This window comes from Mesorhizobium sp. L103C119B0 (assembly GCF_000502235.1).
Lineage (GTDB): Bacteria > Pseudomonadota > Alphaproteobacteria > Rhizobiales > Rhizobiaceae > Mesorhizobium.
On the sequence record NZ_AYXE01000006.1, the window covers coordinates 314,813 to 327,900 of the forward strand.

General features: G+C 61.9%; 16 protein-coding genes. 5 read left to right on the forward strand and 11 right to left on the reverse strand.

The annotated features are described in order from the left end of the window. Positions 1-77: 77 nt before the first annotated feature. From X728_RS154415 to petA, 5 genes are all read right to left on the reverse strand, one after another. Complete coding sequence (locus tag X728_RS154415) at positions 78-623, reverse strand: adenine phosphoribosyltransferase (RefSeq protein WP_013529989.1); 546 nt, start codon at positions 621-623, stop codon at positions 78-80. Positions 624-632: 9 nt separating this feature from the next. After that, a complete protein-coding gene (locus X728_RS154410; protein ID WP_023686136.1) occupies positions 633-1,778 on the reverse strand; it encodes an alpha-hydroxy acid oxidase in 1,146 nt (381 codons plus the stop codon). A 186-nt stretch (positions 1,779-1,964) separates the two neighbouring features. Continuing rightward, the gene (locus X728_RS154405; protein WP_023831426.1) at positions 1,965-2,837 is read right to left on the reverse strand and encodes a cytochrome c1; all 873 of its coding nucleotides are present in this window, start codon (positions 2,835-2,837) and stop codon (positions 1,965-1,967) included. Between the two features lie 23 nt (positions 2,838-2,860). Beyond that, positions 2,861-4,204, reverse strand: a complete 1,344-nt coding sequence (locus X728_RS154400) for a cytochrome b N-terminal domain-containing protein (protein WP_023683697.1) — start codon at positions 4,202-4,204, stop codon at positions 2,861-2,863. A gap of 16 nt (positions 4,205-4,220) precedes the next feature. Further along, positions 4,221-4,781, reverse strand: a complete 561-nt coding sequence (petA, locus tag X728_RS154395; protein WP_023670027.1) for a ubiquinol-cytochrome c reductase iron-sulfur subunit — start codon at positions 4,779-4,781, stop codon at positions 4,221-4,223. A gap of 259 nt (positions 4,782-5,040) precedes the next feature. Here petA and X728_RS154390 point away from each other — a divergent pair, with 259 nt between their 5' ends. Genes X728_RS154390 through X728_RS154380 form a run of 3 tightly spaced genes read left to right on the forward strand, consistent with a single transcriptional unit; the run spans position 5,041 to position 6,088 of the window. Beyond that, on the forward strand, positions 5,041-5,316 hold the full coding sequence (locus X728_RS154390; RefSeq protein ID WP_023701566.1) for a type II toxin-antitoxin system Phd/YefM family antitoxin: 276 nt from the start codon (positions 5,041-5,043) through the stop codon (positions 5,314-5,316). Then, positions 5,316-5,738, forward strand: coding sequence for a type II toxin-antitoxin system VapC family toxin (locus tag X728_RS154385; RefSeq protein ID WP_023691588.1), 423 nt, complete (start codon positions 5,316-5,318; stop codon positions 5,736-5,738). The genes X728_RS154390 and X728_RS154385 overlap by 1 nt, the downstream gene beginning before the upstream one ends. A gap of 5 nt (positions 5,739-5,743) precedes the next feature. Continuing rightward, entirely contained in the window at positions 5,744-6,088 is a 345-nt protein-coding gene (locus tag X728_RS154380) for a cupin domain-containing protein (protein ID WP_023683696.1), read from the forward strand. 20 nt (positions 6,089-6,108) lie between these two features. Here the strand turns inward: X728_RS154380 and X728_RS154375 are convergent, their stop codons facing one another. Genes X728_RS154375 through X728_RS0134940 form a run of 5 tightly spaced genes read right to left on the reverse strand, consistent with a single transcriptional unit; the run spans position 6,109 to position 11,123 of the window. Next, positions 6,109-6,417, reverse strand: a complete 309-nt coding sequence (locus X728_RS154375; protein ID WP_023691589.1) for a DUF6665 family protein — start codon at positions 6,415-6,417, stop codon at positions 6,109-6,111. A gap of 1 nt (position 6,418) precedes the next feature. Beyond that, positions 6,419-6,895 carry a GNAT family N-acetyltransferase gene (locus X728_RS154370; RefSeq protein WP_023831427.1) on the reverse strand — a complete coding sequence of 159 codons (477 nt, stop codon included), beginning with the start codon at positions 6,893-6,895 and terminating at the stop codon, positions 6,419-6,421. Between the two features lie 3 nt (positions 6,896-6,898). Then, positions 6,899-8,782, reverse strand: a complete 1,884-nt coding sequence (locus tag X728_RS154365; protein ID WP_023831428.1) for an ABC transporter ATP-binding protein — start codon at positions 8,780-8,782, stop codon at positions 6,899-6,901. A gap of 10 nt (positions 8,783-8,792) precedes the next feature. Further along, positions 8,793-10,688 carry an ABC transporter ATP-binding protein gene (locus tag X728_RS154360; RefSeq protein ID WP_023831429.1) on the reverse strand — a complete coding sequence of 632 codons (1,896 nt, stop codon included), beginning with the start codon at positions 10,686-10,688 and terminating at the stop codon, positions 8,793-8,795. Between the two features lie 27 nt (positions 10,689-10,715). Further along, a complete protein-coding gene (locus tag X728_RS0134940) occupies positions 10,716-11,123 on the reverse strand; it encodes a hypothetical protein (protein ID WP_023821607.1) in 408 nt (135 codons plus the stop codon). Between the two features lie 445 nt (positions 11,124-11,568). Here X728_RS0134940 and X728_RS154355 point away from each other — a divergent pair, with 445 nt between their 5' ends. Further along, positions 11,569-12,027, forward strand: coding sequence for a tRNA (cytidine(34)-2'-O)-methyltransferase (locus X728_RS154355; RefSeq protein WP_023831430.1), 459 nt, complete (start codon positions 11,569-11,571; stop codon positions 12,025-12,027). A gap of 146 nt (positions 12,028-12,173) precedes the next feature. After that, entirely contained in the window at positions 12,174-12,620 is a 447-nt protein-coding gene (soxR, locus tag X728_RS154350; protein WP_023831431.1) for a redox-sensitive transcriptional activator SoxR, read from the forward strand. Here the strand turns inward: soxR and X728_RS154345 are convergent. After that, on the reverse strand, positions 12,617-12,874 hold the full coding sequence (locus X728_RS154345; protein ID WP_023683688.1) for a hypothetical protein: 258 nt from the start codon (positions 12,872-12,874) through the stop codon (positions 12,617-12,619). The two genes, soxR and X728_RS154345, sit on opposite strands and share 4 nt — an antisense overlap. Between the last annotated feature and the right edge of the window lie 214 nt (positions 12,875-13,088).

A 13,088-nucleotide genomic window follows, 5' to 3' on the forward strand; every position in this document is an offset into this window, starting at 1 on the left:
CTACTCCCTACTCCCTACTCCCTACTCCCTACTCCCTACTCCCTACTCCCTACTCCCTACTCCCTTCTCCCTACTCTCTAATGCCCCTCAAACCCGATCAACGTCCGCACCGGCACGCCCAGCGCTTCGAGCTTCGCCCGTCCGCCGAGATCCGGCAGGTCGATGACGAAGCACGCGGCAAGAATATCGGCGCCGATCTGCCTCAGCAGCTTGACCGCCGCCTCCGCCGTGCCGCCGGTCGCGATCAGGTCGTCAACCAGGATCACCTTCTCGCCCGGCGCAACGCCGTCCTTGTGCATCTCCATCTCGTCCAGCCCGTATTCCAGGCTGTAGGCGACGCGTACCGTCTCGTAAGGCAGCTTGCCCTTCTTGCGGATCGGCACGAAGCCGGCCGAAAGCTGGTGCGCGACCGCACCGCCGAGGATGAAGCCGCGTGCCTCGATGCCGGCGATCTTGTCGATCTTCTGCCCGGCATAGGGATGCACCAGCTCGTCGATGGCGCGGCGAAAGGCGCGCGCATTGCCGAGCAAAGTGGTGATGTCGCGAAACAGGATGCCGGGCTTGGGGTAGTCCGGAATGGTGCGGATCGCGGCGAGCAGCGTGTCTTCGAGCGAGGATTTCATGGGTCGAGATTACCTGAAACGGAGGTTGTTGCGCGACAATTGTTCGATCGAACTGCAGCCCATCAGCTTCATGCCGCGCTCGATCTCGATCCGCATCTGCTCCAGCGCCCGCTCGACGCCCGGCTGTCCGGCCGCCGCCAGGGGGAACAGATAATAGCGGCCGACGCCAACAGCCTTGGCGCCGAGCGACAGCGCCTTCAGCACATGGGTGCCGCGCTGCACGCCGCCATCCATGATGATGTCTATTCTGTCGCCGACGGCATCTACGATCTCGGCCAGCTGGTCGAACGCCGCCCGCGAGCCGTCCAGCTGCCGGCCGCCGTGGTTGGACAGCACAATGCCGCTGCAGCCGATCTCGACGGCGCGCTTGGCATCCTCCACCGACATGACGCCCTTGAGGCAGAACGGACCTCCCCACAGTCTGACCATCTCGGCAACATCGTCCCAGGTCATCGACGGATCGAGCATCTCGGTGAAGTAGCGGCTGATCGACATCGTGCCGCCGCCCATGTCGACATGCTCGTCGAGCTGCGGCAGCTTGAATCCCTCATGGGTGAAATAGTTGATCGCCCAGCCCGGCTTCAGCGCGAACTGCAGCATGCCGGCAAGGTTGAGCTTGAAGGGGATGGCAAAGCCGGTGCGCTTGTCGCGCTCGCGGTTGCCTCCGGTGATGCTGTCGACGGTCAGCATCATCACTTCGACTCCAACCGCTTTCGCCCGCTGCATCATCGCCCGGTTGAGGCCGCGATCCCGGTGGAAATAGAACTGGTAGACCTGCGGGCTGCTGCTGATCTTGCGCGCTTCCTCAAGACTGACGGTGCCGAGCGAGGACACGCCAAACATCGTGCCGAATTTGGCCGAAGCCTTGGCCACCGCGCGCTCGCCTTGATGATGGAACAGCCGCTGCAAGGCGGTCGGCGAGCAATAGACGGGCATGGCCAGCTTCTGGCCCATCACCGTCACCGACATGTCGATCTCGCTTACCCCGCGCAGCACGTTGGGAACGAGGTCGCAGCGCTCGAAGCTCTCGGTGTTGCGGCGGTAGGTGACCTCGTCGTCGGCCGCGCCATCGATGTAGTTGAAGATTGGCCCCGGCAACCGCTGCTGGGCCATGCGCCGGAAATCGGAAAAGTTGTGACAGTCGCGTAGCCGCATCATCGATCCCAAATGCCCCTTTAGCCGGCGATCCGCCGGGCGCGCGTGCAATACCAATCGCATGGCGGCGTGCCAACGGACTTCTTACTGGACGGCTGCTGCGCCAAGATGCGAACCATGTCCGGTTTGGCAAGCAAAAAGGGCGTCCGAAGACGCCCTTTCCATTTCCGAGGAATAAGATGCGGCTTAGTGCGCCACGCCTTCCCACACCTTGCGCTTGGTCAGATACATCAGCGCGCCGAACAGAAGCAGAAACACCAGAACGCGGAAGCCGGTCTTCTTGCGGTCTTCCATATGCGGCTCGGCCGCCCACATCAGGAACGCCGAGACGTCGCGCGAATACTGGTCGATCGTCTGCGGCGAACCGTCATCGTAGGTGACCTGGCCGTCGGAGAGCGGCTTGGGCATCTTCAGCGACACGCCGGACATGAAGTATGGATTGTAGTGGGTGCCTTCGGGGATCACCATGCCGGCAGGTGGCGTCTCGTCGTAGCCGGTCAGCAGCGAATGGATGTAGTCCGGGCCGCCCTGCGCATATTGCGTGAAGACGTCGAAGACGAAGCGCGGGAAGCCGCGCTCGACGCCGCGCGCCTTGGCCAGCAGCGACATATCCGGTGGGGCAGCGCCGCCGTTGGAAGCGGCAGCCGCCTCCTCATTGGCGAACGGCGCCGGGAAATGGTCGGACGGCTTGCCCGGGCGGTCGAACATGTCGCCGGCATCGTTGGGTCCATCATGGATGGTGTACTCAGCCGACAGCGACTTGATCTGCGCTTCCGAATAGCCGAGGTCCTCTAGCGTGCGGAACGCCACCAAATTCATCGAGTGGCAGGCCGAGCAGACTTCCTTGTAGACCTTCAAGCCACGCTGCAGCTGCGCCTTGTCGTAGGTGCCGAACGGACCGGCAAAAGTCCAGTCCATCTCCTTCGGCTCGTGGATCGGGAAATGCGTCGGTGCCGCCGCGTTGTGCGCCTCTTCAGCGGCGATCGCCACACTGCCGACGGCTCCGATGCCAGCGGCAAACACGCCTAGCAGGGCGAGCGAGGTGAGAATCTTTTTCATGCCAAATCCCCTTAGATTCTCACTCAGCCTTTGGTTTCCGGCGCCGCGGTCGCACCGGCCGGATGTCCCCCTCCGGCACCCTTGTTCTTCTCCAGCACCGCCTCGGTGATCGAATTCGGCAGTCTGCGTGGCGTCTCGATCAGGCCAAGCACCGGCAGGATGACGAGGAAGAAGGCGAAGTAGAACAGTGTCGCCGCTTGAGCGTAGCCAACGTAGTTGCCCGAGACCTCACCTATCAGGAGGGTCAACAGACCGCCACCTTCCGCCGGCTGCGAGCCAAGCCAGCCAAGCAGGACAGCGTCGGCGACGAACAGCCAGAAGAAAAGCTTGTACCAGGGCCGGTAGACCGCCGAGCGCACCTTGGAGGTGTCGAGCCACGGCACCAGGAACAGCATGACGATGGCGCCGAACATGCACAGCACGCCACCGAGCTTGGAGTTGATCGGCCCGATGTTGAAGGTGATCGCGCGCAGGATCGCGTAGAACGGCAGGAAGTACCATTCCGGCACGATGTGGGCCGGCGTCTTCAGCGGGTTGGCGATCGTGTAATTGTCCGGATGGCCGAGAAAGTTCGGCAGGTAGAAGACGAAATAGGCGAAGAAGAACAGGAACACGATCATGCCGAATGCATCCTTGATGGTCGCATAGGGCGTAAAGGCAACGGTGTCGGTTTTCGATTTCACCTCGATGCCGGTCGGGTTCGACTGGCCGACCACATGCAGCGCCCAGACGTGCAGCACGACGACGCCGGCGATCATGAACGGCAGCAAATAGTGCAGCGCAAAGAAGCGGTTGAGCGTCGGGTTGTCGACGGCGAAACCGCCGAGCAGCAGTTCCTGGATCCAGTTTCCGACCAGCGGAATGGCGCTGAAGAAGCCGGTAATGACGGTGGCGCCCCAGAAGCTCATCTGACCCCAGGGCAGCACATAGCCCATGAAGCCGGTCGCCATCATCAGCAGATAGATGATGCAGCCGAGGATCCACAGCAGCTCGCGCGGCGCCTTGTAGGAGCCGTAATAAAGCCCGCGGAAGATGTGGATGTAGACGGCGACGAAGAAGAACGAGGCGCCGTTGGAATGCATGTAGCGCAACAGCCAACCGGAATTGACGTCGCGCATGATCTTCTCGACCGAATTGAAGGCGAGATTGGTGTCGGCGGTATAGTGCATGGCGAGCACGATACCGGTCAGGATCTGCGCCACCAGCATGATCGTGAGGATGCCGCCGAAGGTCCACGCATAGTTGAGGTTGCGCGGCACCGGATAAGCGATGAAGCTGTCATAGATCATGCGCGGCAGCGGCATGCGGGCGTCGAACCAGCGTTCGATACCGGTCTTGGGCGTATAGGTCGAGTGTCCCTCGCTCATCGAATTATCCCCTGCCTCAACCGATAAGGATTTTGGTATCGGAAATGAACTTGAATACCGGCACGGCCATGTTTTCCGGCGCCGGGCCTTTGCGGATGCGGCCGGCGGTATCGTACACCGAACCGTGGCACGGGCAGAACCAGCCGCCGAAATCGCCTTCCTGGCCAAGCGGAATGCACCCCAGATGCGTGCAGACTTGCACCATCACCATCCAGGCTTCCTTGCCGGGCGTGGTGCGGTTGGCATCGGTCGCCGGCGCATCGGCGGGCAGATTGGCGTTGCGGGCAATAGGATCCTTGAGATCGGCAAGGTTCACGGCTTCGCCGTCCTTCATCTCCTGCTCGGTGCGATTGCGCACCACGACCGGCTTGCCGCGCCATTTGACGATCAGCGACATGCCAGGCGTCAGCGAGGCGACATCAACCTCGACCGAGGCCAGCGCCAGCGTCGAGGCATCAGGGCGCATCTGGTCGATGAAGGGCCAGGCAACGGCGCCTGCGCCAACCACTGCGGCCATGCCGGTGGCGACGTAGAGAAAATCACGACGGTTGGGATCCTGGGTGTCGGTTGCGCTCACGGGTGCCTGATCCTTTCGCCTCTTCCGAGCCGGCGGCCGAGCTTTGTCCCCGCTCCATCGCGCCGGCCCGACAGCGCATGGCGAACAAGCTAGCGAATTCCTCCGGCATTTGGATTTCGGTTTATGCGTGAAGCCCGTTTTTGTCCAGCGGGCTGAGGCCACAAGGGCAGATTGTCGCGGGCGTTCCGCACGAAGAGAAATTTGACGAGCTTGGCCGAATGTAGCAATATGTCTACATCTTCCGGATGGAGGTGTTGATATGAATATCTCGACGAAGACGATAACCATCATGTCGAGCCGTGAATTCAACCAGGACACGGCGCATGCCAAACGGGCAGCCAAGAACGGGCCGGTCATCATTACCGACCGCGGCAAGCCCTCCCATGTGCTGATGTCGATGGAGGAATATCAGCGTTTAGAGAAGAAGCCGAGAAGCCTCGCGGACGCGATTGCCGATGATCGCCCCGAAGCAGATTTCGACTGGGAACCACCTCGCCTGGAAGGACCGTTTTTCAAGATTCCCGAACTCGACTGATGTTCATTCTTGACACCAATGTCGTTTCGAATCTGCGTCGTCGGGACAAGGCCGATCGCAACGTTTTGGCCTGGTCAGAGACCCACGACATCGCCAGCTTTTTCATGTCGGTCATTTCGATCCTGGAACTCGAAATCGGAACATTGCTCTTGTCGAGGAAGGATACTCGCCAGGCCACCATGTACCGTGAGTGGTTGGATCAGACACTCATTCCACAGTTTGACGACCGGATATTGAGCATAGACAAGGCTGTTGTCGTGCGTTGCGCAAACCTCCACGTTCCCGATCCAAAGCCGGAGCGCGACGCCCTCATAGCCGCTACCGCGCTCGTCAAAAACTTGACAGTCGTGACCCGCAACACCAAGGATTTTGAAGGCACCGGCGTGAAGCTTTTCAACCCCTGGATACCGACGAAGGGTTAGAGGCTATGGCACACATCATCGACCGCGAGACCTGGACCAGGACGCCCGGCCGCTGGCAGGGCGAACTGCAATGCGGCGCCTACGACTCCAACTCCTGCCTGATTTTCAACTATCAGGAAGAGATTGGCGGCGGCCCGCGCCTGCACACGCATCCCTATTGTGAAATCTTCATCATCCGGCAAGGCACCGGCCTGTTCACGATCGGCGACCAGCAGATCGAGGCCACGGCCGGCCAGATCCTGATCGTGCCGCCTGATACGCCGCACAAATTCACCAATCTCGGCCCAGGCCCGCTCGAAACGACCGACATCCACGAAAACGGCAGCTTCATCACCGAATGGCTGGAATGATTGTTGCCGGCTGATGACCTCTAGCTTGCACCGAGCCTGACCAGCACGGCCCTTGGGATATCGTATTCGCGGATGACCGACTCATGCCGGCGCAGGCCGCAGAGTTCACGCTGGATGAAATAGGCGTGCACCGCTGCGGCAGCCTCCTTGAGCAGCCGCAGTCGCTGCTCCTCGTCGTCGTTGTTCTGACGGAGCTTGGCCAGCGTTTCCTCGACCCGTTGGCCGGCACGGCCGAGCGCTGCGGCCTTTTCAGCCAGTATCTCATGGCCGAGGGCGTCGAACGCGGCTTCGGCAGCCGAGGCGCCTAGGGATGGCGGACGCAGTGACATCTCAGCCTCCTTTTCTGTCTTGAGAGAGCATCATGCGGTGCGTGACGAATTCTTCGCCCACCACCGGCTGGAAGCCAAGCCGTTCATAGAACCCAAAGGCTTCTTGTGGCGCGCGGGTGTTCAGCACGGCAAAATGCTGACGTGCCCTGTCAATGACGGTCTCGACCAGCATGCGGCCAATGCCGCTGCGGCGATGACGCGCGCTGACGAACAGGTACCTGACCCGGCCGTGGTCCCTGCCTTCGAAATAAGGATCGATGTTCAACCCGCACACACCAGCGAGTTCTCGGCCATGCCATGCACCAAACAGCGCCTCGCCTCGTTTCAGGAACTTGTTGCGGCCGCCCGCCCAGCCATCCGCCAGCCGCACCAGCATCCAGTAGCCTTCCAGCCGGCTCTCCTCCTTCAGCGCATCGAAGGCCGGCGCGGTTGGCCGCAGCCGCTTGAGGACGTAGCCGATATCAGGCGACGCTGCCATGCCCTACTCCGCCGGCCGTGTCTCTTCCAGCACGCTTTCCTCGTGGTAGAGGAAGCCGCCGGACTGCCGCTTCCACAGCCGCGCATAGAGCCCGTCGAGCGCCACCAGCTCGTCATGCGTGCCCTGTTCGACGATGCGGCCTCCGTCCAGCACCACAAGACGGTCGAGCGCGGCGATGGTCGACAGCCGGTGCGCTATGGCGATGACCGTCTTGTTCTCCATCAGCCTGGCCAGATTCTCCTGGATCGCCGCCTCGATGTCGGAATCGAGCGCCGAGGTCGCCTCGTCGAGGATCAGGATCGGCGCATCCTTGAGGAAGACGCGGGCGATCGCGACGCGCTGGCGCTGGCCGCCCGACAGTTTCACGCCGCGCTCGCCGACAAAAGCCTCGTAGCCGGTACGGTCCCGGTTGTCGCGCAGGCCCAATATGAACTCGTGCGCCTCGGCCTTCTTCGCCGCCGCGATCACCTCGGCCTCGGTCGCGTCCGGCATGCCGAGCTTGATGTTGTCGCGCAGCGAGCGGTGGAACAGCGCCGTGTCCTGGCTGACCACGCCGATATTGGCGCGCAGCGAGTTCTGCGTCACCTCGGCGACGTCTTGCCCGTCGATCAGGATTTTGCCGCTCTCGAGGTCGTAGAGGCGCAAGATGAGGTTGGCGAGCGTCGTCTTGCCCGCACCGGACGGCCCGACCAGCCCGACCTTCTCGCCAGGCTTGACCACAAGGTCGATGCCATTCAGCACGCCAAAACCCTTGCCGTAGTGGAACTCGACATTCTTCACCTCGATGCGGCCGCCGGCGACGACAAGCTCTTTCGCATCCGGCGCATCGACAAGGCCAAGCGGCTGCGAGATCAGCGCCTTGGAGTTTTCCAGGACGCCGAGATTTCGCAATATGCCGTTGAGCTGCATCATCACGCGTCCGAGCAGCATGTTGAGCCGCAAGACCAGCGACAGCGTGAACGCGACGGCGCCGACGGTGATCGACCCTTCGACCCAGAGATAGACGGCAAAGCAGCCAATCGCGGTGATCATGATGCCCGACAGCGTCGTCAGCGCCATGCGCACGCCGGTCAGCCGGCGGGTGAAAGGCCGCAGCGCATCGAGATAGATGTCGAAGCCGTTCCGGATGTAGCGGTCGTCGCCGTCGGCCGAGAACAGCTTCAGCGTCTGCACGTTGGAATAGGAATCGATGATGCGCCCATTGATCATCGAGCCCGCTTCAGCCGTGGCCTCGGCATGCCTGCGGATCGAGGGCAGATAGAGCTTGGCCAACCAGGCGAAAGCGAGAATCCAGATCACCACCAGCACGGCCAGGCGCAGATCCAGCCCGGCGACCAGCGCCAAGGTCGTCACCGTATAGATGAGCATGAACCAGATGACCTCGATGAAGCTCTCCATCAGGTCGCCGGTCGCCTGCCCCGCCTGCCAGACTTTTGTCGCGATACGGCCGGCGAAATCGTTCTGGAAGAAAGTGTAGGACTGCCGCGACACATGCCGGTGCGCCTGCCAGCGCACCAGATTGTAGAAGCCCGGCGTGATCGTCTGTTCGTTGACCAGCGCCGACAGGCCGACGACGACGGTGCGGATGACCAGCACCACTGCGATCATGAAAACAAGCTCAGGCCCGGCGGCGGTCCACAGCGCGTGCCAGCTGCGCTCGCCAGGAAGCTGGTCGAGAATATCGACCAGCCGCCCGACGAAGTAGAACAGCCCGGCCTCGATCAGCGGCGCGATGCCGCCGATGACCAGCATGGCGAAGAAGGCGAACTTCGCCTGGCCGACATAGTGCCAGAGGAAGCCGCCGACGCTTGACGGCGGCCGAAGGTCCGCCGGCTCCCTGAACGGATAGACCCAGTTCTCGAACCAGCGATAGACGGCTGTCATCATGCTGACGTCATCACTCTGCGGCTTCACCCTTCACGCCGATATCGTTGGCAACAGCGTCATTGGCGGCATCGACCGGACCGTCGTCGAGCAGGAACCCGCCCGACTGGCGCTGCCAGAGCTGCGCGTAGAGCCCGCCGCTGGCGACGAGTTCCTCGTGCGACCCCTCCTCGATGACACGGCCCTTGTCGAGGACGACGAGCCTGTCCATTGCCGCGATGGTCGACAGCCGGTGCGCAATGGCGATGACGGTCTTGCCTTGCATGAGCTTGTAGAGATTCTCCTGGATGGCGGCCTCGGCTTCGGAATCCAGCGCCGACGTCGCTTCGTCAAGGATAAGTATCGGTGCGTCCTTCAACATAACGCGAGCAATGGCGATGCGTTGCCGCTGGCCGCCGGACAATTTGACGCCGCGGTCGCCGACATGAGCGTCGAGCCCTTTACGTCCGGTGTGATCCGAAAGCCTGCCGATAAACTCCAGCGCCTCGGCCCGCCCGGCTGCCTCGACAAGCATTTCCTCCGTCGCATCGGGCCGCCCGTAAAGAATGTTGTCGCGCACCGAACGATGCAGCAGCGAAGTGTCCTGCGTCACCATGCCGATCTGCGCGCGCAGCGAATCCTGCGTCACCGAAGCGATCTCCTGGCCGTCGATCAGGATCCGGCCGTTCTCGAGGTCGTAGAACCGCAACAGGAGATTGACCAGCGTCGACTTGCCCGCACCCGAGCGCCCGACAATGCCGACTTTCTCGCCGGGCTTCACCGTCAGCGACAGGTTCTCGATGACGCCCTTCTGCTTGCCATAGTGGAAACGAATGTCGTCGAAGCGGATCTCGCCCTTGGTGACGGCAATGTCCTTCGCCCCCGGCCGGTCTTCGACCAGGCGCGGCAGCGAGATCGAGGCGATGCCGTCTTGCACCGTGCCGATGTTCTCGAACAGGCTCGACATTTCCCACATGATCCACTGCGACATGCCCCACATACGGAGCACGAGGCCGATGACCACGGCGACGGCGCCGATCGTCACCGCCTGGCCGAGCCACAGCCACAGCGCCGTCGCCGTCACCGAAAACAGGAGCAGCGCGTTGAGGATATAGAGCAGGCCGTAAAGCACCGTCACCAGCCGCATCGACCGGTAGACCGTGTCGAGGAAGCCTGCCATGCCTTCTCTCGCGAACGTTGCTTCGCGCCGTGCATGGGAAAACAACTTGACCGTCTGGATGTTGGTGTAGCTGTCAACGACGCGGCCGGTCATAGTCGAGCGCGCATTGGCCTGCGCCTCGCCGACCTTGCCCAGCTTCGGGATGATATAGCGCAACAACCCGATATAGCCGAGCAGCCAGACGCCGAGAGGTGCCGCCAGCCGCAAGTCGGCCGAGCCGACGATGAACAGCATGCCGAGGAAATAGACGATGACGTAATTGAGCACCTCGATCACCTTGATGACGCATTCGCGCACGGCGAGTGCCGTCTGCATCAGCTTGGTGGCGATGCGGCCGGCAAATTCGTCCTGGTAGAAGCTCATCGACTGCTTCAAGAGATAACGATGCACCTGCCATCGGATGCGCATGGGGTAGTTGCCCATCAGCGTCTGCTGGTTGAGCAAAGAATGCAGCCATACCGTACCCGGCAGCGCGAACAGCACGACGAAGGCCATGCCGGCAAGCTTCCAGCTCTCGGTCTGCAGGAAGGTTTCGCGGTTCTGCCTGGACAGCCAGTCGACGATGTGGCCCATGAAGCCGAACATCCACACTTCCGTGATGGCAATCGCCGTCACCAGCACCGCGTCGACGATGATGTATGGCCAGGCGCCGCGCGTATAATGCACGCAGAAGGCAACCAGCGTCTTCGGCGGCTCGACCGGTTCCGCTGCGGGGAACGGATCGAGCCTTCTTTCAAACCAGCTAAACATAGTGATGCTCACAAAACTGTTGTCCGCTCATGCTGCGCGGGAAAAATCCCCGGGGCGCTCCGCTTCCCCAGACCGTACGTCGGCGGGGACTGACGGCCCGGAATCACCCGGGCCATCGGTCCTGCTTCGCGCAATATAGGGACTTGCGGGCTTTTCACCGACAGAAGCCTTCGACTGAGCTGACGGCACGCCGCCGCCAGTCCGGTTTTTCGCGCCCGGCCGGATCAGCCGGATGATCCGGCGCACCAGCGACGGCCGGCTGTGGTCGGGAACCGCACGCGAGAAATCGACATCCGGCAACATGCCGCGATGCGGACGCCGGCGCGTCTCGGCATGAACCGCCGACGAATAGGTCTCGCCGACCAGCAACGCCCAGGTCGCCGTCTTGCGTTCGTGCAGGCTTCTTGAACCAGGTATCTTATAGGGATCGAACATCGGTCCGTCCTCCGTGTGAAAATAGACATAAAAAGGCGAAGCAATGTCGTGCGCCGGCCTTCGGCCGGAGGCACGGATTGCATCCGTCGGGACACGAGGATAGGCCTCGGTCGCGACATGCTCAGCTGGGGCTCTAGGCCCCTTTAACCGGTTGAAAAACATCGCAGGATTCCTTCAAGAGCCGAAAATTGGGTTCGGCGGGAATCGGTGCGATCAGATCTAAGAAATCAGGTAAATCGTCGTACCGAAACCGCCGGCAGGCAGGTAAGCCCACGGGAGGGGCGCAGGATGTGCATGGTCAGCATGAAATACCCCTCCATCGGTTCGGGTTGACAATGCCTGCGGTATAATCGACTTCGCAGAAAATGGCCACCCGCAGGTCCAGCAATTTCCAAAACCAGCCACCCGCTGTGGCCGATCTGCCACTTATTAGAAAGACGCGGAAATGAACCACCGTCTCCGCATCGCCCTCTACCAGCCTGACATCGCCGGCAACACCGGAACAATCCTGCGCTTCGCCGCCTGCCTCGGCCTTGGCGTCGACATCATCGAACCAGCCGGCTTTCCGCTCTCCGACAAAGCGCTCAAGCGCGCCGGGATGGACTACCTCGAAATGGCTGCCCTGACCCGGCATGTCGACTGGAACGCCTTCGAGGATTGGCGCAAGGGCCAAGCCTGCCGGCTGGTGCTGCTCACCACCAAAGCCGCGACCCCCTATACGGGCTTCAGCTTCGCCCAAGGCGACATCCTGCTGTTCGGCCGCGAATCCGCCGGCGTGCCGGATCCTGTCCATCATGCGGCGGATGCGCGGCTGACGATCCCGATGCAGCCGGGCACGCGCAGCATCAACGTCGCGCTGTCCGTCGCCATGGTCGCCGGTGAAGCCATCCGGCAACTCGGCTAGAACCTTCAACGCGTTGTCGTCATCGCCAACGGCCCTTGCGTCTTGCATCATTCTCACCCAGGCGCACATCGCCTTCTCCTCAATTGCCCTATCGACATTTCCTGGCTACAAGCTCAACTTAAGTTGAGGTCAAGCGGAAAATCGAGATGGCTCCGGTAAAGGAATTGACGGTCGGCCAGTTGGCCATGCGCAGCGGCGTGGCGGTGTCGGCGCTGCATTTCTACGAGGCGCGCGGGCTGATCCGCAGCCACCGCACGTCGGGCAACCAGCGGCGCTATGGCCGCGACGTGCTGCGGCGGGTGGCGATCATCCGGATCGCCCAGGAGGTCGGCATCTCGCTGGCCGAGATCGGCGCCGCACTTGAATCGCTGCCAGAAGGCCGTACCCCGACGCGCGAGGACTGGAACCTGTTGTCGACCGGCTGGCGCGACGACCTCGATCGCAAGATCACTCAGCTAAAGAAGCTGCGCGACGGCCTTACCGACTGCATCGGCTGCGGCTGCATGTCGATCGACAAATGCCCGCTGCGAAACAGGGAAGATCGCTTGAGTGCGCAAGGGCCGGGCGCAAGGCGACTGCTTGTGGAATTCTAATCTGCCGCAGGCAGCCGCCGTATCGTGAATTCGATGACGTCGCCTGGCCGTTCGAACCAGCTTTCGATCTCGGTCCAGTAGGCCTGCTTGGGAAAGCGTTCGAACCATTCCTTGGCCTTGAGCCGCGCATCGGGGCGCGGCAAGACAAAGGTCTCCCGCAAAAACCCGTCACGCGGCATGCGCTCGCGCTCGGCGCGTGAACGATCGAGCCTTTTCTTCAGGCCATGCAGCGGCGGTCTTGCCGGCGTGCGCATGAAAGAACTCCTGGGCCGAACCAGATGACACTTGACCCTTGCCCCTAAGAGATTAGGGATCGCGCCCGGAAAAGGCTAGTGCTCCGATTCCAACATTCGCCTTCCTAATCCCCAGTCGCCGTTGCGAACGTTGGAATCACAAGGACCACTAGCAAGTTCATGTTTCTGGTGGAGTTTTCGAATTTGACATTTGCGCCATGCCCTGCGCCACGCT